Origin of the sequence: Actinoplanes sp. NPDC051470 (genome assembly GCF_040682035.1) — a bacterium.
GTDB lineage: Bacteria > Actinomycetota > Actinomycetes > Mycobacteriales > Micromonosporaceae > Actinoplanes.
The window spans coordinates 70,127-93,664 of the sequence record NZ_JBFBAA010000036.1 but is presented as its reverse complement, the minus strand read 5'-3'; the positions used below and the strand labels follow the sequence as shown (position 1 = coordinate 93,664).

The window sequence follows — 23,538 nt, the reverse complement described above, 5'->3', positions numbered from 1 at the left end:
GCTTTGAAAAAACCTTGTCGGCGATTCAAGACTTGAAATGCCCCGCATCTTCCACGACTTTGCTGGGCCGCTTGAATTCCTTGACCGCGCTGCGCGGAAAGGAGAACCGCGATAACATCCTGCGTGGTTTGGGTTTGAACGAAACGCCAGCGGATAAAGCCGCCGCCACAGGATCCGGTGACGCGGCCGCGAGTGGAGCGACGGGGAACGCCGGAGCCAGCTCCGGTGACATTAACGCTTTGGTACCGGCGCTGGGTTTCAGCCCGGGCAATCCGAACGCGACGGCCGACCGCGTGGGCCCTACCGGGGTAAAAGTTCCCGGTCGCTGCCCACCCACTCAAGCCCAAGTGAACGCGCAGGTAGCGCTCAAGAATGCGAACCTTCCGAGTGGAACGGACCTTGAAAGCCGCATCCAACGCTTTGAAAAAACCTTGTCGGCGATTCAAGACTTGAAATGCCCCGCATCTTCCACGACTTTGCTGGGCCGCTTGAATTCCTTGACCGCGCTGCGCGCAAACGCGAACCGCGATAACATCCTGCGTGATTTGGGTTTGAACGAAACGCCAGCCGGATAAAGCCGCGGGGAATGCGGCGCCGCAAAACGCGCCAGCGAAATGAGCGGCTCGCAGAGCGGCGCCGCGGACAACGGCAACCTGATCCTTCGCGGATCCTGATCCACCGCACGGAACCGCCTCGCCGGAGGCCCTCGCACCACGGGGGTCTCCGGCGCGTCCGTGTGTGGGTCATGCGCGTGATGATCTTCGGCTACTTCGGCACGCTGACCGACCCCGGCGATGAGGAGTATCGCGAGCCCCTCGCGCACCGCACCGGCGAGCTGCTCGGCGTCTGCCGGCCACGGTTCTGGGAGGCGCTGGCCGGGCGCTTCGGCGAGCGCACCATCGGGGTCCACGGCGGGACGGAGAGCACGCTGAGGGCGGTGGCGCTTTCCTGCGGAGCGAACCCGTCATCCGCCCAGCTCCCCGTCGCGCTCGCGCATCACCGGAGCGGTCATGCCCGCCTCCGCAAGCCGCGGCACCACGCGCTCGGCGTCCTGGCGGAACTCCGGCCCGACACCGTACAGAATTCCTTCGTCCAGGATCTGCCGAGGCCGACCGGTGGCTGATCGCGGCCGGCCAGCGACCGATCACGCTGAGCGCCAACACCAACCCGTCGATCACCGCGGCTTGGAACAGCTCGCCACGCTGGGCAGTGATCGGCACCGAGGACAAAGTCATCCCGGCGGACACGAAGCGGGCCCAGGCGGAATGGGCCGGCGCGAAGGCTTCGCCGGATCGGTGACGTCGAGACGGCGCTCGCGCGGCGGCCGCGGCCGGCCCGGCCAGGCCGGCCAGGTCGATCTGGGCCTGGCACTAAGGGGTGGGGCTCGTATTGGCTTCCGCCAGCGACACGGTGGCCTTGGCGGCTGCGCGCCGCTCGTCGGCGAGGCGATTCTCGGCGAACCCGCCGAGGCCGGGCGCTACGAAGTCGACGATCTCGCCCAGACGCCTGCTCCGTCCAGCCCCCCAACTACCGTCAGGCACCTCGTGGACAAAGACCCACACCCGCGACGCGATGTGAGGCCACGTGCCGTTCTCAGCTTCGGCTACCGCCGTAGTGATGTCAGGGACGATGGAGTTGAAAAACTCGGCATCGACCTGGCCTTCAGGGATGCTGATGTGAAACTTGTAGACCGGCGCAGCAGGGGGTTTGCCGCCCACATAGACCTCGGTGCGATGCAGGAATAGCCAGGCGAGCTGCGCCGCGCGCTGATGACTCACCGCGGCCTGCTCAGGGTCGTCGATGAGATCGACGATTCGCCGTAGTTCGTGGCCGACCATCAGGTCGGTGACCTTCTCGATCAAATTTGCCTCGCCCGCCACCGTGAGGGTGTTCTCGGGAATGTATGCGTCGATCATTGGCATGGTGTGTCCTCTCGGAGATGACTCGATCCAACCTTGGTTCTGAGTAGCTCTGAAAACTCAGCAGCGCACAGCCGCCTTACCATTGCTCTGGACCCGGGTCGGTGAGCGGTGATTGCGAAACACCGCGGGTTGGCGGTGTGATGAACATGGCAATCCGATTGAGGGCGTAAGCGCTGACCACACTGACTGCTCAGCTACGGATCACAGCGCGCAGGAGCAGGGCCATGGCAAGCGGTACCGCCTGGGACTTCATCCTCGGCCCGACGGAAGCGCGCCCGGCCCGGGCGCCGGCGCGATGTCCCGTGCGGTGAGCTCCGAGTGCCCACCTTCGCACTGCAGGGTCACACGCACGGCCCCGCCGCATCCACGGTGGCTGAGCTTGACGGGTGGACCGGCATCATCGGCGACCCAGCGATCACCCCATTGCATCAGCGTGACGACCGCCGGGAAGAGGTCGGTGCCCTTCTCCGTCAGCCGGTACTCGTCGCGTTGTCGGACACCCGGCTCGCGATACGGCTGACGCAGCATGAGACCGTGCTCGACCAGCGTTTTCAGCCGGTCGGTGAGGACGTTCCGTGCACAGCCCACGCCCTCGTGGAACTGCTCGAAGCGCCGAGCGCCGTAGAAGGCCTCGCGCAGAACCAGGAACGTCCACTTCTCGCCGACGATCTCCAGTGTTCGCTTGACCGAGCAGTTGTCGGCACTCCAGTTCGCCCGGTTGAAGTCCATGGCCGGGATGCTAATTGGGGCAGGCCGTCAACCGAAGAGTCGGGGCCGACCCGGCCCTACGCGCGCTCGGGATCCAGGTCGAGTGCCTGCAGGATGGCTCTCGCCGCACGGAATGGGCGGACCATGACAGTAAAATCCTCGATCCGACCGTCCTGCCACGTGAGCAGCGTGACGCCTTGAGCCGACTGGTCAAGCATTTGCGCTTCGAAGAGTAGAGCTTCGGTTTTCGACTCGGAGGAGCCGATAGTTTTCGTGTAGCGGAATCCCTCCCAGGTGTTCCACAGGACCGCAAGCAGCGGTCCGACTCGTTCGACACCGTGGAACGGCTTCCTCAGTACCGGACTGTGGAAGACAACGTCAGGCGCCAGAAGTGACACGCCGGATTCGATGTCGCCCCGATCAATGGCCTCCTTGAATGGACTCGGCACGCGACCACCCTTTCTCTCCGATTTTCATTGCGGTCAGCTGCCATTCAGGGCCGGTGCCGAGGTGCAGCAGGTCGGTACGCGATTTCGAGATAGTAGGCCACTGAGTTGCAAATCGCAACTCAGCCTGAGGTGTCCATGACATTCCTGCTCACGTCCGCCTTACGGCCAGAGAAGTTCTCGATGCGGTCGGCCGGCTCGGGCGCGCAGAAACTATTGCCAGGTGCAGTACCGGGCGCAGCAACTACCGATACTCGCTCGACCAGTGGCGTCACGACCCGGCTTTTGATCAACCGGTAACCAGTTTTTGCGTCAAAGGGCACTCCCGCGCCGACCGCACCTGGACCGCGGAGTGGGGCACCCGCGCCGTGCGGGCGAACCTGATCGACCCGGGCCCTATCGCAGCGACTTCTGGAGTCCCTCGGCTCAGCTGATCAGTTCCAGGAGGCGGTCGAGCCGCTCGGTGGTCGGCGTGCCTGGCACAGGCTGCATCACCAGCAGGCGTTGGACTTCTCCAGCGCAATGGCGGGCCGTTGGTGTCCGGTCTCGGGAGGGCGTTGGGCAACTGTCGAGTGTGCCCGCAGCGCCGGGACGTGAGTTGGCGACCGGGCGGCGCGCCTAGAAGGGGTGATGCGCCGGCCGGGAGCGGCCGGTGCCTGCGCCCAGGGGATCGGATACGGCCGCCCGACAGGCACGAGAACATGTCCAGGCCCGGGCGGTCCGCTGCTCGTGAAAGCAGCGGACCCCTTTGCGGGCCAGGTCGGCCGTCAGTGCTCGTCGGTCTCGAGCTGTAGCCGGCATGCGTAGGCCTGGTGCCCGTTCGCGTTCGGGTGGAACATCATCCGGCTGTTATCGGCGCCGATGATGTACGGGTCGGCGCCGCAGGCCTCGTGGCCGGCGAAGGCCGGGCGCACGTCGACGAAGTCGACACCGGCCCGAGCGCTGGCGCTCCTGATGCCCTCGGCGAGCTGGTCGGCGTTGTTGTTGAGATGAGATCGCCGGGCCGCATCCGGGTTGACGAGGCCGCAACTGCCGTTGCCAGAGTCGATCAGGCGGGGATAGCCGACAACGATGACGCGGGCATTGGGCGCCTTGTTCTGGACTTCCTCGTAGAGCGATTCGAGCGCGTCCGCCTGCCAATGGCGGGCGGCGTACGAGTAGTAATTCGTTTCGTACTTGCAATCCTCCTCATCAGTGCCGAGAAGGCACGTCCGGAGAGTCTCGGTGAAGTGATTGTCGTTCCCGCCGACGGTGATCGTGACGAGTTTCGTCGCTGAGCTCAGCGTGTCCAGTTGGCTTTCTCGCACCGATTCGACAGTCGCACCCGAGCAGGTCATGTCGTGGAGCTCGAAGGCCGGGTTGTTTCTCTGCCAGATCCGGGGATAGCTGTTGGGATTCTGTTGGCACTCTCCGGCCTCCGGGTCGAAGGGGGAGGCGCCGACGCCGGCGGCGTACGAGTCGCCGATCGCGACGTATTGACCTGCGGGCGAGGCCGCGTGCGCCGAACCGGAGAACCCGGCGGAAGCGGTGACCGTCATGGCCACAGCAGCAAGGGACCGTATGATCTTTCGCATTGTTCCTCTGATCTCGTGGACGTCAGCTGGGCCGGTGGGACCGCTCAGATGGTGGCCGCGCCCGCATCGACCTGTACGATCTCGCCGGTGACGTACCGTGATTCATCGGAGGCGAGATAGAGGAGCGCGTTGCTGGTGTCGTCGCGTTGCACGGCTGCGGTCGGCAGCGCGGTCAGGTACGACGACTTCTCCAGATCGGTGAGCTGGTCGGGAATCGCCATCCCGGTGTTGGTGACCACGCCCGGGCAGATCGCGTTGACCCGGATGCGCCGCGGGCCCCATTCGAAGGCGAGTGCCTTGGTCAGACCGAGCACGGCGTGTTTCGAGGCGATGTACGCCGACAGGCGGCCGGTCGCGAGGAGACCAAGCAGCGAACTGATCAGAACGACCGAGCCGCCGCCGGCCGAGACCAGATGCGGCATTGCGGCCAGGCAGGTGTTCCTGGTGCCGATGACGTTCACACCGAGCACGGCCTTCCACTCGTCGGTCTCCTGCTCCTCGAACGGGCCGAAGACGCCCACTCCCGCGTTCGCCACGACGATGTCGAGCTTCCCGAACTCCGCGACGCCACGGTCGACAACCGCGGTGAGCGCCCTCAGGTCTCGGGTGTCGACCTTCGCGGTGATGATGCTGCGGCCCCGGTCACGGACCATCTTCTCGGTGAGCTCCAGGTCTTCCTCGGTCGCCATGGGGTAAGCGATGTCCTCGACCGGTGCGCAGATGTCGACCGCGATGATGTCAGCGCCCTCCTCGGCCAGGCGGATCGCGTGGTTGCGTCCCTGACCGCGGCCCGCGCCCGTGACGAGGGCGACCTTGCGTGCGACCCGGCCGGCGGCGCTGTCTTGGCGAGCGTTTTCGTAAGCGATACTCATGCGATCCAATGTAGACAGCGGATCGGATGTTTCTCAGCGGTGTTTCCCGTTCTCTTCCAGTCTGTGCCCGCTTGGTCAATGACCGTTGGACCCGGGGCACCACGCCCCTCAGGAGCTCGGCGCGTTCAGCCTGTCAGGCCTGGAAGCCGGGCGGTTGCAGGCTGTCGCGGGAACGGGGCCCGTCCGTGGCAGGCGGGGTGCCGAGCGGCCGGCACCTGAAGAAGTGCGCTATTGCGCCTCTGACGGTATCCGGCATCTGTCGGAGTCAACTCAGCATTGCGCCTCCTCCTTCCACCTGTCGATGCAACCTCGGGGCATCAGCAAGATATGCGGACCGGAGTGCGCCGCCCAGGCGCGTTGCCCACGACGGCCGCAACCGTTGCCCGTTTGGTCATCACTGCTCCTCCCGTCTTCGTGAGCATTTTGGTGGCCATCGTTGTCGGAATCGGCGGGCTCCGCCGTCCCTTTCACGACAAGCCGGCCAGGATGTCCGCGATGGCCTGCGGCTCGGACAGGAACGGGTGATGGCCCGTCCCCAACTCGACGACCGTGTCGGCCCGGCGGGAAAACTCGCGCTGCGCCGCCGCCGGGGTGCCCCGGTCCTCGGTGCACACCACGTACGTCGTCGGCAGGTCGTGCCACGCCACCGCCCGTACGGGCTGCTGGGCGACGGAGATCGTCTGCCGGGTCAGGCGAGCACCGCTCTCCCGGACGATCTCCGGAGGACAGTCCTGGACGAAGGTCTGCGCGAACAGTTCGGGCACAGCACCGAAAGTGCCGCCCTCGGGGTCGAAGTCCAGGAACAGCGGCGGCTCCGGCGCGCCGAAGGTCGACAGAGACTCGCCGGGCTCGGGCAGGTAACTCGACACGAACATCATGTGGCGCACCGACTCGACGCCCACCGCGGCCTCTGCGGCGACGATGCCGCCGTAGCTGTGTCCCACGACCACGGTGAGCTCGTCGCTGTCGGCCAGCACGGCGCGCACCGCGGCGACGTCCTCGGTCAGGCCGGGACCCTGCGGCCCGGCCGGCCGGTCGCCCTCGCCGCAGCTCGGCAGTGCCGGGGCGGCGCTGTGGATGCCGCGCCTCTGCAGGGCTTCGGCGGCCAGGTGCCACCACCAATCTCCGTCACGTACGCACGCCCCGTGCACAAAGACAACACGCATCTTTCTCCCTTGATTTCGGCGTCTGACCACTGGAACCAACAGTAGACGTATCGCCAGTTACGTGAAAAAGTGCAGGCGCGGGACGGCATAAACAACCCGAGATACGCGACCGCATCCTCGACGCCTGCGTGGACCACGCGCTCGCGTATGGGCTGCCCGATCGCCTCGAACCGTTCGTGACGGCGTCTGGCACCTCGACGGGCATGCTGATCTACCACTTCGGGACCAGGGACGCGCTGCTGACGGAGACCATACGACGGGCACGTCAGCGTCAGCGCGAATTCTACGGTGAGCTACTTTCCCCACGACCGGACGAGCTCTATCTGCGTACGCTGCACCGGTTGTGGCAGGCCATGACCGGCCCACACGACCGCCCCTTCCTCAGCCTGTTCGGCAGGCTCCGTGAGAGTACTGAGCAGCAGCTGTGGCCGGGCTTTCGCCGCGAGGCCACCACGGACTGGTTGCAGCCGCTCGAAGAGGGGATGCGCAGTGTCGGCCGCCCCGAACTCGGCACCCTCGTGCTGGCCCTCATCTTGGACATCGAGGCCACGGACGACGTGTCCCGAGCCGATCAGGCCTTCGACGGCTTCCTTAGCGCGCTCGCCCTCATGACCAACGGCAAGGGTGGAGAGACGCCGATCGGCGTGGCGACGCCTAATGGCGCGGACGAGGCCTGAAGGGCACCTCAGTCAAGCTTTGCCTCACGGTGTCCCGGTCGGGCAGATCCGCCCGACCGGGACACCGTGAGACCGGTGATCAGCGGACTCGGATGCCCGACCTGAACACCGCGCGAACGTCTCGCAGCCGGGCCGGGTCCGCGAGCGGGCTGCCGCTGACCACGAGGAGGTCGGCGTCGGCACCCTCCGAGATCCGGCCCTTGTTCCAGCCCAATCCCAGTGCGTCGGCGGCTCTGCTGGTCACCACGGCGAGTGCCTGCTCCGGAGTAAATCCGATCTGACGCAGGTCGTCGGCCACCGCGTAGGGCAGGACGTTGTGTGGCTTGATGGGGCTGACGCCTCCATCGGTGCCGACCACGACGCGTGCGTCTCGACGGGCCAGCTCAGCGAACGCGGCGCGCATGTCGTCCAGCAACGCGAGCAGCCCCGGCTTGCCCTCCGGCAGGCGGGAGAATCCGAAGGTACCGCTGACTACAGTCGGAGCGGCGGCGATCGCGTCGAGCAGGTCGGCGTCGGCGACCACCTTCCCGTCCCGCAGGAAGGAGCAATGCTCGATGAAGTCGACACCGGTCACCACCGCGTTCCGGATCGACTGGACGCCGTGGGCGTGGGCCGCCACGGGCATACCCAGACGGTGCGCGGTTTCCACCGCCGTAGCCAGTTCGGCCGCGGAGTACTGGTTCTGTTCCAGCGATGAACCCTGGGTCATCTGGCCGCCGCTCGCCATGATCTTCACGACGTCGCAGCCACGTTCGTAGCGTTCTCGAATCGCGCCCGCCAGGTCGTCGCCGGTCGCCTCGCCGCCGAGGAAGTAGCAGTGTCCACCGTGCGTGGTCAGCGGCGGGCCGGCGGTCAAAAGGTGCGGCCCCCGCTCGGGCCGTTCGGCGAACTCCGCCCGCAGTTGAAGCGTCACGTAGTCGCGATCGCCGAGGTCACGTACCGTCGTGATCCCGGCCCGTAGGACCGAGGCGGCTGTCGCCCGCATGCGGTCGAGCAGCGCCGGCCGGTCGTAGTCCCCGGTCACCGCGGCCGTCGAGGTGGCACTCGCGTCGAAGACCAGGTGGGTGTGGGCATCGATCAACCCCGGCATCAGGAAGGCGTCGGCGCCGAAGTCGAGTACTGGCACGTCGTGGGGCGGCTCGAAGCGCCCGGTTTCCACGCCGATTATGCGCCCTTCGTGGATCAGGACCGTGCTGGGGCCGTGCTGACGCGTCCCGTCGAACATAACTCCGGCGCGGACGGCATTCGTGCCTGAAATGGTGGCCTCCATCAACCCTGGACCTGCATCGAGGTCAATTGCTGAAACATGGTTCGGTCGGACGGTGGCGGACATCCAGCGTCGCGACCCGGATCACCACATCGCGATGTTGCGGATTGTCCAGGCGGTGCAGTTCCTGGCCGACGGGCGGATCGGTCTCTGGCCGAGGGCCGCTAGGTATCGATCCACCGCTCGGTGACGGAACCAGCTGGGAATCGCCGCCGCCAAGTCGTGCCTGCCCCGATCAGCGAAGCGCGTTGCTGGATCCGAGTTCACGCTGGATGCGATCGCCTGGCAGGGACGAAAGTCGTCCACAGGGCCGGCCAGCGTACTGGCCGAACGGACGCAGGCTGCCCGACGGTGCGAGCGTATCGACCTGCCGCCGGCCGGCAGAAAACGTTGACCGGAAAGGCCGATAATCCGGCGCGAACGGGCAGTCGTCCATTGTCGAGTTGCGTTGATGTGAATTCTCCTGAACAGCTTTCGGCACTGGCCGGATTCAGTCGAATTTGTCTGGCCGATCAAGCAGATATAACTCGCTCTGACCGGTATCGACCTGCTCTGCTGGACCCACCGAACCACCCGAACCCGTTACCTGGCAACGCAAATGCGCCGTACCAACAACCAGGACCACGGAGCAACCCGGCCACCGGCCGGGCAATACCGCATGCCATGGCCACCAACTCCGCTGTCGGCCAACCACCGCAACAACGCTCGCCGCTTCATCGAAGACGGAGGCTGGCGCCCGACGAGTCGCATCCGGCGCCGTCTGTCAGCTCAGCAATTCCACCATGGAGTCGACCGCGCTCATCGTGTGTTTCGTCCAGTCGACCACGGCCCAGCGCTTGCGGGTGGCGTGCCGGTAGAGGCGCGGATCGGGGTTGACCGCGACCGGGTTGCCGACCGCTTCCAGCAGCGGCCGGTCGGAGTAACTGTCGCCGTACGCGTACGACGACGCCAAATCCAACTGGGCGGCTTCGGCGTACTTGACCAGCCAGGCCGCCCGCGCCTCGCCGACCAGCGGAGGCCGATCCAGGAAGCCGGTGCAGATCCCGTCGTGCACGTGCAGCCGGCAGGTCACCGTCTCGTCGAAGAGCGGCGAGATCGGCTCGACCAGCACGTCCAGCGTGCCGGTGATGAGCACCGTGCGGTGCCCGGCCCGGCGGTGCTGACGGATCCGCCGGATCGCCTGGGGGTGGGCCCGGCGCAGCAGCGCGTCGCCCACCTTGTCGGCGACCACCTTGCGCAGCTCGGCCTCCTCGAAACCCTCCCAGCGGCGCATGAAGGTGCGGATGAACTCGCCCCGGTCGTTGCGCTCGGCGCTCAGGTACCGGGGCATCTTGCGGAGCAGGTCGACCAGCTCGCCGGCCCACTCGCCCCGCGGCAGCTCGTTGAGCTTCGCCATCAGGTACGTCTCGATCAGGTTGGAGCTGACGATCGTGCCCTCGAGGTCGAAGACGGCGACCGTGCGGTTGCCGACCGAGGCAGTGAGCGGCCGAGGCGCACGCGGAGCACGAGGTCGCCGACCGGCGCCACGCCGGTTGCCGGCCAGCGCCGGGAGGTAGACGTGTTGGAAGTAGTCGGTCCAGTCCAGTCCAGCGGGGTCGAAGCCGTGCTCGGCGACGCGGTCCGCGGGCAAGTGGTTGTGCAGCTCGATCAGGTTCTCGGTGCGAAAAACCGCCTCGTTCTGCAAATACTCGCCATAGAGGTCGGAGAGGCGGCTCAATGCGTCGACTTCCGTCTTGGTCACGCTGAGCAGGTCCTGCCATCGCCGGGACCGTGTGCTGCGTGGCCCGTGAAGCAGCGCCTGCTGCGCGGAGTCCACTGCTCTGGAGACCATACGCAACAGGCCGTCGGCTCGGGCCGAGCCCGAGAAATCGAAGGTGGTCGCCTTGACGTGGCCGTGCCCGTCCTTCGACATGGGGTTTGCCGTGAAGTATCGGTGTACCTGTTGGTACATGCCCAGGTTCGTCAACGGCCGCCGGTCACCCGAGGCAACGTGGTAGAACCGCGGTACGGTGGGATCCGGCCGTACCGTGATGGGCTGCGTCGCAACGGCCATGAGGGCATTGACCACCAGGTCGACAGGAATGATGTCCATGATGCCGTCGGCCGGACCGGGAAACTGCGTGATCAGGCCCCGGCCGTACGCGAGAATCAAGGGGTCCGCCATCTTGTATCCCTGGATCCATCCGGGATAGGGGTGTCGCAGAGCACACTCCACAATGGCCGGGCGGACGACGGACAGAGGTAGTTCGCCGCCGAGCATCTGCTCCGCGACCCGCTCGCCCATTGCCTTGGTGAAGGTGTATACGTCAGTCCAGCCGCCGACCCGTGCGCGCAGCCGACCCTGCTTGACGAGCTGTTCGTCGACCCACTCACGGCGCCTTTTCTCAGCCGCCGCGGCAACCGAGCCAGGTCCGGAACCACGATGTTCCTTGCGTGCCTCGGCGAGTAGCCCCCGCAGCACCGCGGGCCGGTGCGAGTCTTGTTCGGCCCGGCCACGCGCGGCGGTCGCGACGGCCATCTCGGCACGCCAGTCGAGGTCGTGGCCGAGGGATCGTTCCGCGACGACACCACGCTTGGCACCGTTGACGTAGGCGGTTGACACATGCACGACATGAGGCTGGGCGCGACTGCGCAGCAGGGCGCCGTACAGATCGGCAACCGCCTGCACGTTGCTCCGGAACGCCTCGTCGACCGGTGGATCGAAAGATACGGAGGAGGCGGCGTGAATCACCGCGGTAAGATCGTCCGGCAGTTCGAGGGCCGAATGCCCCAGATCCGCGTCGATGGTGTGCACCCGATTCCTGATCTCCTCGGCGACCGCCTCCTTGCCGGCGCCCTCCCGCCACCGATCGAAGACCGGCAGGCCCAGCAGGCGATCGAGTCGTGCCTGAGCGGAGGATCCGTGTCGCCCCCGGATCACGAGCGTGACCCTCGTGTCCGGGTATCCGGACAGGATCCGTTCGAGTACAGCCTGTCCGATGAAGCCTGTCGCTCCGGTCAGGAGCAGGTGCTTCGGCGCGGTCTTGTCAACACTATGTGCCAGGTCGTCCACACCTACGCGACGGATCAGTCCCCTGGGATGTTCAGATCTTGTCCAGAGGGGCAATAAATGTGCCATAAGGAACGCGGCGGATGATCAGGCCGCCGATGCCGGCCGTGACGCGACACCCGGATCAGGCCGCGGCAGCGACAGCGAGGCGGTTTCGGCCCTCGTCTTTCGCCCGGTAGAGCGCCTTGTCCGCCCGCTCGACCAGGGAGGCCGGGGACGTCTGCGCGGAGGCGATCGTGGCGGCCACCCCGATGCTGACGGTCACCACGCCGGCCGGGTTCAGCTCGTGTGGGATGTTCAGTGCCGCGACCGCGGCGCGGACCCGCTCGGCGATCGTCGCCGCATGTGCGGCGTCCGTGGCTTTCAGCAGCAGGACGAATTCCTCGCCACCGTAGCGGCAGACCACGTCGGAGCTGCGGACCGCTGACTTCATCGCCCCGGCGATGCGGCGCAGGCACTCGTCGCCGGCGGGGTGGCCGTACCGGTCGTTGTACTTCTTGAAGTTGTCCACGTCGACCAAGGCCACGCCGACCTGTTCCGTGGCTGCTGCTGCCCGGGACCACAACGCGTCGTAGTACTGGGTGAAGTGCCGACGGTTGCCGATCTCGGTCAACGTGTCGGTCTGGCTGAGCAGTTCCAGCTTGTCGTTGGCGCTGCGCAGGGCGCTGGTCCGTTCGGCGATGCGGTCCTCGAGCGTGCTCTAGAGCAGCGCGTTGCCGACCGAGACTGCGAGCTGGCCGCCGATCAGGCGTACCGCGGCGAGGCGATCCTCGGTGAACGCCCCCGGCTCAGCCGGTTCTGCAGGATCAGTAGCCCGGTTGTCTCGTTCTGCCGGACGATCGGCAGGGCCAGCACCGAGCACTGATGCAGACCGGCGAAATGCGGATCGTGGCGGAAGCGGTCGTCGGCCAGCACGTCGTCGAGCACGAGCCAGGCCCGGGTGCGCCGGAGATAGTGCAGGACCGACTGCGGCACCAGATCGAGGCCGATCGCCTCGTCGGCCGGCGTGAGCTCGCCGTCGCCTCGCACCACCAGCATGTCGCCGGTCTCCGCCTCGGTGATCAGGAGCGTGACCGAGGTGGCGCCGGCGAGTGCGCACAGCTGCTCGTCGACCAGCGCGCGCAGGTGCACGAGATCAACGGCCGAGCTGATCGCCTGGGAAGCGGCCAGAAGTACCCGCATGTCGATGTCGTCCGACCCGATCCCGCCGCGGTTCGAGCCGGACCGCCTCGTCGCGGGGCCGGTCGAAGCCACCTTTGCCGCGGCCCCCCACTCGCCGTACTCCACGGTCGCCTCGGCCGTCATCTTGTGCGCCACATACAGCAGACCCCGGTCGTGGAAGTACTGTGCCGCCCGTTCGGCGATGAACGGGCGATGCCAGCTGTGCCGATGGTCGTCGGCGGCACGCAGCGCCTCGTCGAAAGCCGGCTGCGCGGTGGCATGGTCGTTCGCAGCCCACGCCGCCTCGGCCCGCACGAGCGCGCCCAGATGCCGGAAGTTCCCGGGCGTTTCAGCTGTCCGCGCCGCGAACCATCGCTCGACGGCGGCCGGATCGTCCTCGCCGGACTCGGCCGGCGCCGTCCCGCGCCGCCGGACCCGCTCAGTGCGCGCCACCGCCGACAACACCCGGTCGATCGTGGACGGGCACTGGCCGACCATCGTGTACATGTGCGGCCGGGCCGCGGCCAAGGCCCGGTCGAGCGCCTCGGCGTCGCCGAGTACCGCAGCCGCCAGAGCCTCATGGAGGAACGAGTACGCGGCACCCAGGCCGCCGGCCTTACGAGTCGTTACCGACACCGTGTCGGTGAAGCCCTCGGCGGGCTCGACGGCGGCGGTCAGCACGTCGATCAGCCGGCGGTAGGCGAAGAAGGCGGCTCCCGCATGATCATTGCCGGTGCGGGTGGCGAATCGCATCGCCGGCTCGAGATCCTGCTCCAGCTGGTCGAGTGTGCTCGAGTTGAGGATGCCCGACAAGGCCGGCACGAACGTGAAGCACGCCTGCTGCAGGTTGCCGACCTCGATCAGGCCTTCCCGTACGGCGGCGGCATCGCGCGCCACGTCCGTCAGCGGCTCGACCCAGCATTCGTCGGTGATCAGGTAGACAAACCGAGCGTGCTGGGCGGACCAACCCCGGTGCTCAGCCACGTCGATGGCGTGCCGGGCGGCGCGAGCCCCGGTGCGGTAGTCCTCCCGTAGATGTTGAAACACCGAACTCGCACAGGCCAGTGGGGCGATCAGAAGGGAGTGCGGGCCGTGATCGCGCCAGAGAGTGAACGCCTTCATGGCGAGCCAGTTGTAGACGTTGTTGTCGATGAAGAATGCCGTGGTCATCAGCGGCGTGAACAACGTGAGGGCGGCCAGGATCTGCGGGTCGTCCGGCTCGGGCCGGTGGCGGTCCTGCCCAGCAACGGCGCCGTCGATCCACATGCGCATGTCGGCCAGACCGCGGTCGACCTCGGCGCCGGCGTTCTCCGCCGGCATCGGCAGTCCGAGCCGGCTGATCGCTGCGTCCTCGGTCACGGCTCCATCCGGGAGCGCGCCCAGTTCGCTCGATGTCAATACCCCGCTGCCAGTCGCCGAGCCGGCACAGGCGCACCACGGTATCTGCACCCGGTCCGCCGACTAGGCCTTCGCGGGAGACGGCCCGTTCGCTTTCACAGGAACGACGGGCGGCGGTGACCGGGCGGGCCGAGTTCCGCGCCCGTACGGACCTTTGGTTCCCGGACACGACGGACGCGTGGCTACGTTCGATCTGACTCGCAGCATGGGCGGAGCAAGGAGGATGATGAGATGGTGAGCACCGAAGTCGCGTTCTTCGACGTGCACGAGGACCGAGCGGACGAATTCATCGAGGTGTTCACCGGTAAGGCGGTCCCCCTGCTGCACAAGAGCGGCGCCACCGATGTTGTGATCTACCAGAACCAGCGGAAGCCTGGCGGCTTCGTGTTCATCTGCGGGTGGCCGACGCCGACGGCGCGTACCGACGAGTTCGAGAAATCCGAGCACTATCCGGAGTTCATCTCCGTGCTGGGCGAGTTCGTCTCCAGCCCTCCGACGATCGGCGACTTCCGTACCGTTCACGTCGACCGTTGAGGGAGTCGGTCAGCCCGCCACGAACGTGTCCGTCGTGTGCGGGTACTACATTCAGAGATCCTTTGGTGGTGGGTCGCCTCGGCGTCGGTAGTGGCTGATTTTGGCTCTGGTCTGGAGGGCGCGGCGCCAGTTGTCGATCGGCGTCGCCTGGTCGGCGTTACCCTGCGTGTCGAACTCCTGCATGCTGACCTTGCAGCCCAGGTTCGCCGCGTTGAACTTCTTCACGGCCATCTTCGACCCGTTCAGCGACGGCAGCACCGCGCCCGCGTTCGCACCCGTGAAGGCACCGAAGATTGCGATCTTGCCGCCGCACGCTGCGGCCGCAGTGTCGCCGCCGCCGCTGCCCGAATCCTGACACCCGGCCGCCGCGAGATTGTTGCGGCAAGCCCCACGGCTGCCAGGGCCCTCACGTAGTTGCGCCTCAAAGCATGTTCCCTTTCCTCTGTGCAGGACGCGGATGGCGTTGCCATGCGCTGGCGTGATCGGTTGACCGTCCTTGCACTGCGCACTGAACGGCAGGACGTACGGCCGAGTTCATGCCGTGCAGGTGCATCGACCTTTGGGGCAATCACCTAGGTCTGGGGTCGCTTCGCAGGCGGCTGTAGACGACCATGTCGTGCCAGGTGCCCTTGCGGAACTGGGCGTGCCGGGCGATGCCCTCGCGCTGGAAACCGGCCTTCTCCAGAGCACGCTGCTCGGCGATGTTGCCGACGTCGGTCTCCGCCTGCAACCGCTCAAATGTCGTAGTGCCGAACAGGTAGTCCGCGAGTAGTGCCTGTGCGGGGCCGCCCAGGCCACGGCCGCGGAAGGCGGGACGGAGCCGGATGCCGATGTTCAACGCGAGCGACGGCGGGTTCGGTCCGTGCGGCACCGGGAGCCACGAGACCTTGCCGGCCACTACGCCGTCGGAGTCTTCGACGACCAGTGTCCCGCGGTCGTAGCCGATGAGCCCGTCGGCGGCGAAGGCCCGTTCCCACGCGTTCGTGGCGACGAAACCGAAAGTGTCGATCGGGTCGGCCGCGGCATCGACGACCAGCAGTGGCAGGTCTTCGCGCAGGGCGGCGCGGAGTTTGACTTTAGACATGAGTTGATCATGCAGGTCTGGAGGCCGCGGACGCCTGGCGTCGAGCGAAAGGTCAAGGAATCGAGCGCCTTCGTCCGCGTGGGTCGCCGGTCACGCAGGAGATCGGTAAAGATCGCTGCTTCAGCCACGCGCCTCATCCCGTTGCTCACTCATTGTCGCGCCCAGCGGTGCCGTCGGCCGTACGTCAGCGACCCGCTTTCAGCACATCGTCGTCGCTCGCACCAGGAAGGTCCATATCCGGCCCGGGCGCTTCGCTCGTGTTGGCCGGCAAAGGCTCCCGAAAGGTGAACCCTCGTACGCTCAACGCGTCCTGCAAAGCTCGGAGCGCGTAGAACGTTCTCGATTTGACGGTTCCTTTGGGCACATTGAGAAGTTCCGCCGCCTCGGCAGTCGATCGCTCCAGGAAGTAGATTACTACCAGTACGGTCCGGAGCCGTTCCGGCAACGACGACAGCGCCGCGCGCACCTCCTCGGCGTCAAGCGCGCGGTCGAGGCTGTCGTCGGTGGCCGGGAACCAGTCGATGTCGTCGATGATGTGTTCCGGTGGCCGAGCTACGGCGGCGCGCACGTGATCGATGGTGATTCGGCGGGCGACCCTGAAGAGCCACGACCGGTTCCACCGCCCTTCCGCGTTACGTGCCTTGGGGTTCTTCCATGCCTTGACAATGGTTTCCTGGAGGATGTCCTCGGCCCAGTGCACGTCGCCTTTGGTCAGCCGGGTGACGTAGGCCAGAAGAACCGGCCGATGCACTCTGTGGAGCTGCTCCATCGCCTCGGTCTCGGAGGCTGCGGTCAACGTGCCGGTCGGCTCCCGGCAGAGCTGTGGTGAATTGCTCAGCATGGGCGATCCGTTCCGGATGGTCCTCAAACGGGAAGCCACCGGGGTGGCGGCGGCATCCGAGCCTGATCGGTCATGGAACGCCGCCGTATATGTCCGGTTTCTTCAGCAAACCGGCGGCGGCGCCCCTGAGTGTTGAAGTCGCGGGTGACCAGCTTCGCCGACTTCAGCCGGGAGATGTCGCTCGAAATCTGGCTGACGTCGGCGCGGCATATCGGCGCCAGCATCGGCCGAACCTCCTCGACCGTGTTCGGGGAACCGGCCAGCATCGCGACCAGTTCCCCTCTCGGCCGAAACCCGCGAGCCGCGCTCGACGCGACGCGACGCGTGGAGCGTTCCCAGGGGCAACGGGAGGCGGCTTCTAGCGGGCCGTCGCCTCGATGATCGAGAACGGTGACGGGCGGTCGATGATCCGGTCGAGCTGGTACCCGCCTGCCGCCAGCAGCTCCGCGAACTCGTCAGCGGTTCGTTCCCAGCCCCGGGTGATTCCCAGCATGGTCAGATCGATCAGCTTCATCGGGTGCGGCGCGTCGTCGGCCGGGACCACGCCCTCCACGATCACCAGCCGGGCGGCATCGGCGGACCTTCGGATGGTGTGCAGTAGTTTCACTGCGGAATCGTCGTCCCAGTCGTGAAGAATCATGCTGAGCAGATAAACGTCTGCCGCTGGCACTTCCTGGAAGAAGTCACCACCGATAACCTTGACCCGATCGGCCATCCGGCGGACCGTCATCGCTTCCGTCGCGACTGGTACGACGGCGGGTTGATCGAATACGATGCCGCGACGCTCCGGCCGGTTTCCGATGAGTTCCGCGAGAACGCTGCCGTCGGAACCGCCGATGTCGGCCACGAGCTCGCCCGCCGGGAGTTCGTAGCCGTCGAACAGGCCTTTGCGCATACTTCCCGTGACATCGGTCATCGCCTGGGCGAACTGCGCGGTACGGCCCTCGTCCTCGCCTATCCAGTCGAACAGCGATTGACCGAAGAAACGCTGTGCCGCCGGCTCGCCGGTCCGCACTGTGTGCAACAGCTCCCCGAAGGGCGCATAGTGAGTCTCCATCCACATCTCGGCCACGTTGCAGAGCGTCTCGGGGTGGTTGCGCGACAATGTCGCACCCAGCGGCGTCGTCTCGACCAGGTCGCCCTCACTCCGGAACAGCCCGAGCATGCTCAGCGTACGGATGATCCGGCTCAGCGGCCGTACCTGCGCGCCGCTCAATTCGGCCAGCTTGGCCGTCGTCTGGGGACCGTCGTCGAGCATCGTGCAGATGTCGAGTTTGGCGACCACATATAAGGCTTGCGACACTTGAAATCCAGCGAGCATCTGCGTCATGACCGCGGTGATCGGCGGCGCTGGCTGTGGCGAATATTCAGACAAGGCGCTTCCTTCTACTGCTGGGACGACCGCCCGATACGGACATCATTAAATGACTTGCGCGTACGGCAATTCGCCCCGCGCCGATCCGGCCAGAATAATTTTTCCGGTCGGCGCCTGAAACCCGTTTGACCGGAAGCGCAGACTCCTCTGCCCGACGCTACGTAGCCGGAAGTCCCGGAGGAAGCCCGTGCCGGCGGGTCACGGCTCTTGCCCAGCCGACCGCGATGAAGGCTAGCGCCGCCGCGTAGGTCGCCATCACCAGGATGTCGTGCGCGGGCACCCGCAGGCCGGCCTTTCCGAAGCCGATCAGCAGGTCGGAGGCGAGAAACAGGACGCCTCCGGTGGCAACCCGGTAACCGTTGCCGGTGGCCGCGCAGGCCATCGCGATCAGCGCCAAGCTGTAGACCAGCATCGGGATGCGCAGGTCGCCGAGCTGCCCCCACAAGAGAGCGTTGACGGCGAGCCAGAGCAGACCTCCGATCAGGATCGTCGGCCACCTTGGTCGTGACCGACGCCGGAAAGCAACGATCAGGCACAGTTGGTTGCCGAAGAAGAACAACATTCCGATCAGAAACATCACCTGGCCGGAGCCCAGCAACGCCACATCGCCGGCGAAGGCGAACAGCAGCGCGACGGGCACCAGATCACGCACGCCGGCGCGGAGAAGGAACGCGATCAGGAGCGGTGCGAGCAGTGGCTTGGCGATCCATTCGAGCACGGTGAGGCCCATCGCCACGGCGATCAGGTCGAGGATCGTGACCACGGCGAAGAGGCCGAGCAGAAGGCTCGGCCGGGTGACGTCGAATCGACGGTCGTTCGGTGACATGGCGGCTCCGGCATGTTGATCGAATCCCGACCTTCGCCGACCTCCATGGTCGCCGACCGGGGTTCCGACCTAAAGGGAACGATTCCGTGCCTGCATTCCGTCGTCCACCGGCAGTTGCCGCCACGAGCACCCGGACCGGTCGATGTACATCGCGTCCCCGATGTGCCGGAAAGGATGCTTCGGGACCCGCCCCGGCTGCCGTGCCGAAGCCGGCTACCCCGTTGCGGGCGATCGGCTGGGGGCTCACCCAGTTCAGGGTATCCATCGCGCCGGACGACAGTTCAGTAACCGCGGAGACTTTTCGCGCGACTGCTGTCCGGACCGAGTTTGCGGGCCGCGGCTTGGCGGATCGGGATGGTGATGAGGATGGTGGCGGCGGTGGTGATCACGACGCCGGCGACGATGTACGGCAGTGCGACGCCCGCGCTGCCCGCCAGGAGGCCGGCCATCGACGACAGCACGGCCGCCCAGACCGCGACGTTGAACAGCGAGGGACGCTCCGTCGCGTCGGGCGGCCGGATCGCGTACACGTCGGGCCGGAGGGCCCACCGCAACCACTCGTCGGGCAGAGGCAGGGTCTCGGACGACAGCGATTCCTGTTCGGGGGCCTCCCGGAAAGGGACGCCACGGCCGAAGCGTACGGTCGCGTCGGCCGCGAGCACGGGGTCGAACCGGCTTCCCGCCAGGTGCCGATACGCGACGATGTGGCCGTGTCGCACGATGCCGACATAGTGCGTCCGGTGCATGCCCGCGCCACGACGGTTCTGAGCTCGGAAGTACACCATCACGTCGACGGCTGACCACGGCACGAAGAGCTCGGGCCGGTTGGCGTCGTCCCGCCCGAGGTGAATCCCCCGAGAGTCGATGACGAGAAGACGTGCCCGCCGGGCAATCCCGCGGATCCGGTGGAAGAGGGCGAAGCCAATTATGACGAGGCACACCGCGCCGATGTATAGGGCGTTGCGGTACGCCGGCCATTGCCACACGCCGATGGCGATGACGACGACGGGCAGGCCGAAGTACTGCAGGGTCCGTACGGCCGAGAGCGCGTCGAAGTGCGCTTCGTACGAACCAGGTTCGTCCGAACTGGACATCGGTGGATCACCTTGACTTTCAACCGTTGCAATCGGCCTGGCGGATCGCGAACACCTACCGCGTGCCTAGAACCGACCGTCGGACCGCCTGCCGAATCTCTCACCCGGCAGTAGCGTCCGAGCCGGGGCGGCGTCACCCGGCCACCCCGCGATCCGCGAAGCTGAACGTGGCGGGGGTGCCGCCGGCCCGGATCAGGAAAAGGTCGCCGTCGTGGTCGGTGCCGTTCGGCGACGATCGGTCCCTCGTAGGTGGCGCTGAGGTCGCGGCCGGCCGGCACCAGGTGAATGGTGACCTTCCGCCGGCCCGCCAGGATCGCAGCCAGCTTCGGGTCGGGACTGGCGGTCGCGAGCGCGCTCGGAGAGGCTGAGGCGGACGGCGCCGGGGCGACCGGTACCTCAGCCGGAGGGTTCGTACCGCATCCCTGCACCACCGAGAGGACCGCGGCCAGGACGACACCCTGCCGGTTGTGCTTCCGGAGCACTGCTCATCTCCACATCTGCGCGGCAACGAAGACGAGCAACTGTCGCGTATTTCTCGAACGGTGACGATGCCGAGTGGCGAAACGGGCACCTCGACGACGTGCGTACGAGCAAGCGGCCGGGCGGTCAATGAAGGCTCAGGCGAGCCGCCCCATCCGGCTTATGACCGGCCGTGCAGGGTTGTGTGCGCCTCCGCACAAAGGCGGTCCGCACCGTTCACCGGGAAGCCAGGATCCGGCACCGGACAGTTCTCGACGCGAGGATGTGTGATGGACGGACTTGAGGTGCTGCCGGTCCGCGGCATCGGCGACATCGCGGCCGGCGACGACCTGGCCGACATCATCGTCGAGGCCGCGCCCTGGCTGGCCGACGGTGATGTGCTGGTGGTGACCAGCAAGATCGTGTCGAAGGCGGAAGGTCGTCTGGTCGAGGTGCCGTCCGACGGACCGGAACGGGACGAGGCCCGGGCCCGGATGCTGGCCGCCGAGACCGCCGAGGTGGTGGCGCGTCGTGGCACGATCACCATCGTGCGCACCCATCACGGTTTCACCATGCTCGGCGCCGGCATCGACGCGTCCAATGTGGATAAGGCTAGACTGGTCCTGCTTCCGCTCAGCCCCGACGCGTCCGCGGCCGCTCTGCGGAAGGCTTTCCGGGCGAAGGGATTGAACGTCGGGGTGATCGTCTCTGACACGTCGGGGCGGCCGTGGCGTATCGGACTGACGGACCTTGCCTTGGGGTCCGCGGGCGTCCGGCCGCTGCGTGATCACCGTGGCGAGGTCGATCCGTACGGGAACGAGCTGCGGTTCGCCCGGATGGCGGTCGTCGACGAGCTCGCCGCCGCCGCCGAACTGGTGAAGGGCAAACGTGATCAGGTGCCGGTGGCGGTCATCCGCGGATTTCCGGCGGGCGACCTCGGCGAGTACGAAGGCGTGAGCGCCCTGTTGCGGGATCCGGCCGACGACATGTTCTCGATGGGCGTCGCGGACACCCTTCGCGGCGCGGCGCGGATGGCGGACGCCGCGCCCGCGGTGATCGTGGACGCGGCGGCCGTGCTGCGGGCGCTCGACACGGTCGGCGGGCACCTCGACGCCGGCACCCGCGTTCGGGTCGAACTCCTCGAGAGCAGGCTGATCCTCACCACGGAGACACCGACCCCGGACGCCTTCATCAGGCTGGGAATCGACGTCCACCGGCTGCGGGTCGCGCTGGCCGCCGAGAAGGTCGGTTCCCGCCTGAAGCTGCGCGACCACAGCCTGATACTGGAACTTTGAGCAGGTGGAAAGGAGCCGTCCCGCCGTACGCCGTCATGGCGACACCGGCTTCACCGGCAGATGACCAACCCCGCTCGCCGCGTTGTGCGGAACTCCGGCTGTCGTTCCATCGTTGCCGTACCCTGCGGACGTATGCCGGATGATCTGCAAAGAGTGGTGGATGGTGTCGGACCGCGTCTGCGCGCCCTCCGTAATCGGCACAACCGGACCTTGGAGCAGCTCGCCGAGGTGACGGGCATGTCGGTCAGTACCCTCTCCCGGCTGGAGTCGGGGCAGCGCCGGCCCACCCTGGACGTTCTTCTCCAGCTGTCCAGGGCGTACGGAGTGCCGCTCGACGAGCTGGTGGGCGCACCGGCGATCGGCGACCCCCGGATCCGGCCGCGCCCGGTGAATCGGAACGGAGTGGTCTGGGTGCCGCTGTCCGGGCCGGCCGGAGGCCCGCGCGCGTTCAAGCAGGTTCTGCCCGTGACGGCCGGCAACAAGGACCAGCTCGACCTTCAGACCCACGAGGGTCATGAGTGGTTGTACGTCCTTTCGGGATTGGTGCGCCTGGCGGTCGGTGACAAGGATTTCGAGCTTTCGACCGGCGAAGCGGCCGAATTCGACACCAGGGTCCCGCATGCGGTCGCCAATGCGGGAACGGTGCCGGCCGAGTTGCTGATCCTCTTCGGCCCGCAGGGCGAACGCGTTCACCTGAAGGCTCGCACCGTCTGATCTTCGGGCCCTCGATCGAACGTATGCGGGTTCGCGCATCTCGCAAGTTTTCTCGCCTCCCGTGGCGGGCGTCCGCAGGATGCAGACATGAGCGAGATTTTCAAGCGCGATCCCGTGGATGTCGTTGTCGTGGGCGGCGGCCTGTCCGGCCTCGGGGCCGCCCTCACACTGGTCCGGGCCCGCCGTTCGGTCGTGGTCATCGACGCGGGCAACCCCCGCAACGCCCCCGCGGCCCACTCCCATGGCTATCTCACCCGCGACGGCGCCCCACCGCTCGAACTGTTACGCCTGGGACGCGAAGAGATTCGTGGGTACGGCGGTGAGATCGTCAGTGGCGCCGTCGAATCCGTGGCACGGGCCGGCGAGCGCCTGTTCCGGGTCACCACGGCCGAGGGCGACCGATACGCCGGACGTCGCCTGCTGATCACCACCGGCCTCGTCGACGTCTTCCCCGACATCCCGGGGTTGCACGAGCGGTGGGGCAACGACGTTGTGCACTGCCCCTTCTGCTTCGGCTGGGAGCTCCGCGATCAGGCGCTCGGCGTGCTGGCCACCGGCCCGCAAGCGACCATGCAAGCGCTGATGTGGCGGCAGTGGAGCTCGGACGTCACCCTGTTCCTGCACACCGCTCCTGAGCCCACGGATGAACAGCGGCAGCAGCTCGCGGCCCGGGGAGTGCGCGTCGTCGGCGGCGAGGTCACCCGGGTCGAGGTCGAGGACAACAAGATCACCGGCGTACGCCTCAGCCACGGCGAGGTCGTCCCCAGGCAGGCGATCATCGTCGGACCGCAGTTCCAGGCGCGGCACCGGTTGCTCGATGGACTCGGTGTCGAGGTGGTCGATCATCCGATGGGCATCGGGCGTCAGGTCAAGGCCGAGCCGAGCGGGTTCACCGGCGTACCCGGCGTTTGGGTCGCCGGCAACGTGGCCGATGTGACCGCCGGCGTCATGCAGTCGGCCGCCTCCGGGGTGACGGCGGCAGCCACCCTCAACGCCGACCTGACCCAGGAGGACGTCGCCCTGGCGGTCGAATCCATGCGTACCGCCGCATCCGCCGGACTGTGATCGGAGCCCTT

Annotated in this window: 24 protein-coding genes and 1 pseudogene; 8 read left to right on the top strand and 17 right to left on the bottom strand. The window is 66.9% G+C overall.

Annotated elements, in window-relative coordinates; translation table 11 throughout:
• Positions 1 to 575: pseudogene (locus AB0M54_RS40500) on the top strand (hypothetical protein); the annotation flags it as partial.
• Between the two features lie 170 nt (positions 576 to 745).
• Positions 746 to 1,123 carry a hypothetical protein gene (locus AB0M54_RS40495; protein ID WP_364477416.1) on the top strand — a complete coding sequence of 126 codons (378 nt, stop codon included), beginning with the start codon at positions 746 to 748 and terminating at the stop codon, positions 1,121 to 1,123.
• A 247-nt stretch (positions 1,124 to 1,370) separates the two neighbouring features.
• On the opposite strand, the gene AB0M54_RS40490 is transcribed toward AB0M54_RS40495, so the two are convergent.
• From AB0M54_RS40490 to AB0M54_RS40465, 6 genes are all read right to left on the bottom strand, one after another.
• Positions 1,371 to 1,922 (bottom strand): hypothetical protein, encoded by a 552-nt coding sequence (locus AB0M54_RS40490; protein WP_364334525.1) that lies wholly within the window; start codon positions 1,920 to 1,922, stop codon positions 1,371 to 1,373.
• 249 nt (positions 1,923 to 2,171) lie between these two features.
• Complete coding sequence (locus tag AB0M54_RS40485; protein WP_364477413.1) at positions 2,172 to 2,651, bottom strand: helix-turn-helix domain-containing protein; 480 nt, start codon at positions 2,649 to 2,651, stop codon at positions 2,172 to 2,174.
• 56 nt (positions 2,652 to 2,707) lie between these two features.
• Positions 2,708 to 3,079, bottom strand: coding sequence for a nuclear transport factor 2 family protein (locus AB0M54_RS40480; RefSeq protein ID WP_364334531.1), 372 nt, complete (start codon positions 3,077 to 3,079; stop codon positions 2,708 to 2,710).
• Between the two features lie 764 nt (positions 3,080 to 3,843).
• Positions 3,844 to 4,614 carry an SGNH/GDSL hydrolase family protein gene (locus AB0M54_RS40475; protein ID WP_364334534.1) on the bottom strand — a complete coding sequence of 257 codons (771 nt, stop codon included), beginning with the start codon at positions 4,612 to 4,614 and terminating at the stop codon, positions 3,844 to 3,846.
• 80 nt (positions 4,615 to 4,694) lie between these two features.
• Positions 4,695 to 5,522, bottom strand: a complete 828-nt coding sequence (locus AB0M54_RS40470; RefSeq protein WP_364334537.1) for a mycofactocin-coupled SDR family oxidoreductase — start codon at positions 5,520 to 5,522, stop codon at positions 4,695 to 4,697.
• A 467-nt stretch (positions 5,523 to 5,989) separates the two neighbouring features.
• Complete coding sequence (locus AB0M54_RS40465) at positions 5,990 to 6,688, bottom strand: alpha/beta hydrolase (RefSeq protein ID WP_364477410.1); 699 nt, start codon at positions 6,686 to 6,688, stop codon at positions 5,990 to 5,992.
• Positions 6,689 to 6,816: 128 nt separating this feature from the next.
• On the opposite strand from AB0M54_RS40465, the gene AB0M54_RS40460 reads away from it, so the two are divergent.
• Complete coding sequence (locus AB0M54_RS40460; RefSeq protein WP_364477407.1) at positions 6,817 to 7,365, top strand: TetR/AcrR family transcriptional regulator; 549 nt, start codon at positions 6,817 to 6,819, stop codon at positions 7,363 to 7,365.
• Between the two features lie 79 nt (positions 7,366 to 7,444).
• Here AB0M54_RS40460 and AB0M54_RS40455 read toward each other — a convergent pair whose 3' ends face one another.
• The 4 genes from AB0M54_RS40455 to AB0M54_RS40440 form a co-directional block, all read right to left on the bottom strand.
• Positions 7,445 to 8,698: an amidohydrolase family protein gene (locus AB0M54_RS40455; protein ID WP_364477404.1), complete on the bottom strand. Its 1,254-nt coding sequence runs from the start codon at positions 8,696 to 8,698 to the stop codon at positions 7,445 to 7,447.
• A 697-nt stretch (positions 8,699 to 9,395) separates the two neighbouring features.
• Complete coding sequence (locus AB0M54_RS40450) at positions 9,396 to 11,750, bottom strand: HAD-IB family hydrolase (protein WP_364477401.1); 2,355 nt, start codon at positions 11,748 to 11,750, stop codon at positions 9,396 to 9,398.
• A 55-nt stretch (positions 11,751 to 11,805) separates the two neighbouring features.
• Entirely contained in the window at positions 11,806 to 12,315 is a 510-nt protein-coding gene (locus AB0M54_RS40445; RefSeq protein ID WP_364477434.1) for a diguanylate cyclase, read from the bottom strand.
• Between the two features lie 110 nt (positions 12,316 to 12,425).
• Positions 12,426 to 14,201, bottom strand: coding sequence for a GAF domain-containing protein (locus tag AB0M54_RS40440; RefSeq protein WP_364477398.1), 1,776 nt, complete (start codon positions 14,199 to 14,201; stop codon positions 12,426 to 12,428).
• 270 nt (positions 14,202 to 14,471) lie between these two features.
• Between AB0M54_RS40440 and AB0M54_RS40435 the strand changes: the two genes are divergently transcribed.
• The gene (locus tag AB0M54_RS40435) at positions 14,472 to 14,774 is read left to right on the top strand and encodes an antibiotic biosynthesis monooxygenase (RefSeq protein WP_364323830.1); all 303 of its coding nucleotides are present in this window, start codon (positions 14,472 to 14,474) and stop codon (positions 14,772 to 14,774) included.
• A 51-nt stretch (positions 14,775 to 14,825) separates the two neighbouring features.
• On the opposite strand, the gene AB0M54_RS40430 is transcribed toward AB0M54_RS40435, so the two are convergent.
• Positions 14,826 to 14,999: a hypothetical protein gene (locus AB0M54_RS40430; protein WP_364323832.1), complete on the bottom strand. Its 174-nt coding sequence runs from the start codon at positions 14,997 to 14,999 to the stop codon at positions 14,826 to 14,828.
• On the opposite strand from AB0M54_RS40430, the gene AB0M54_RS40425 reads away from it, so the two are divergent.
• On the top strand, positions 14,986 to 15,129 hold the full coding sequence (locus AB0M54_RS40425; protein ID WP_364323834.1) for a hypothetical protein: 144 nt from the start codon (positions 14,986 to 14,988) through the stop codon (positions 15,127 to 15,129). The genes AB0M54_RS40430 and AB0M54_RS40425 overlap by 14 nt on opposite strands.
• Positions 15,130 to 15,342: 213 nt before the next feature.
• Here AB0M54_RS40425 and AB0M54_RS40420 read toward each other — a convergent pair whose 3' ends face one another.
• The 6 genes from AB0M54_RS40420 to AB0M54_RS40395 all read right to left on the bottom strand — a co-directional run bounded on the left by AB0M54_RS40420 (position 15,343) and on the right by AB0M54_RS40395 (position 19,994).
• Complete coding sequence (locus AB0M54_RS40420) at positions 15,343 to 15,858, bottom strand: GNAT family protein (RefSeq protein WP_364323836.1); 516 nt, start codon at positions 15,856 to 15,858, stop codon at positions 15,343 to 15,345.
• 184 nt (positions 15,859 to 16,042) lie between these two features.
• The gene (locus tag AB0M54_RS40415) at positions 16,043 to 16,699 is read right to left on the bottom strand and encodes a sigma-70 family RNA polymerase sigma factor (protein ID WP_364477395.1); all 657 of its coding nucleotides are present in this window, start codon (positions 16,697 to 16,699) and stop codon (positions 16,043 to 16,045) included.
• A 23-nt stretch (positions 16,700 to 16,722) separates the two neighbouring features.
• Positions 16,723 to 16,965, bottom strand: coding sequence for a hypothetical protein (locus tag AB0M54_RS40410; protein ID WP_364323840.1), 243 nt, complete (start codon positions 16,963 to 16,965; stop codon positions 16,723 to 16,725).
• 92 nt (positions 16,966 to 17,057) lie between these two features.
• On the bottom strand, positions 17,058 to 18,074 hold the full coding sequence (locus AB0M54_RS40405) for a methyltransferase (RefSeq protein ID WP_364477392.1): 1,017 nt from the start codon (positions 18,072 to 18,074) through the stop codon (positions 17,058 to 17,060).
• A 157-nt stretch (positions 18,075 to 18,231) separates the two neighbouring features.
• A complete protein-coding gene (locus AB0M54_RS40400) occupies positions 18,232 to 18,837 on the bottom strand; it encodes a lysoplasmalogenase (protein WP_364477389.1) in 606 nt (201 codons plus the stop codon).
• A 344-nt stretch (positions 18,838 to 19,181) separates the two neighbouring features.
• Positions 19,182 to 19,994, bottom strand: a complete 813-nt coding sequence (locus tag AB0M54_RS40395) for a hypothetical protein (RefSeq protein WP_364477386.1) — start codon at positions 19,992 to 19,994, stop codon at positions 19,182 to 19,184.
• A 749-nt stretch (positions 19,995 to 20,743) separates the two neighbouring features.
• Here AB0M54_RS40395 and AB0M54_RS40390 point away from each other — a divergent pair.
• From AB0M54_RS40390 to AB0M54_RS40380, 3 genes are all read left to right on the top strand, one after another.
• Positions 20,744 to 21,748, top strand: a complete 1,005-nt coding sequence (locus tag AB0M54_RS40390; RefSeq protein WP_364477383.1) for a coenzyme F420-0:L-glutamate ligase — start codon at positions 20,744 to 20,746, stop codon at positions 21,746 to 21,748.
• Positions 21,749 to 21,880: 132 nt separating this feature from the next.
• Positions 21,881 to 22,462 (top strand): XRE family transcriptional regulator, encoded by a 582-nt coding sequence (locus AB0M54_RS40385; protein WP_364477380.1) that lies wholly within the window; start codon positions 21,881 to 21,883, stop codon positions 22,460 to 22,462.
• 87 nt (positions 22,463 to 22,549) lie between these two features.
• Positions 22,550 to 23,527, top strand: coding sequence for an NAD(P)/FAD-dependent oxidoreductase (locus AB0M54_RS40380; protein ID WP_364477377.1), 978 nt, complete (start codon positions 22,550 to 22,552; stop codon positions 23,525 to 23,527).
• Positions 23,528 to 23,538 lie beyond the last annotated feature (11 nt).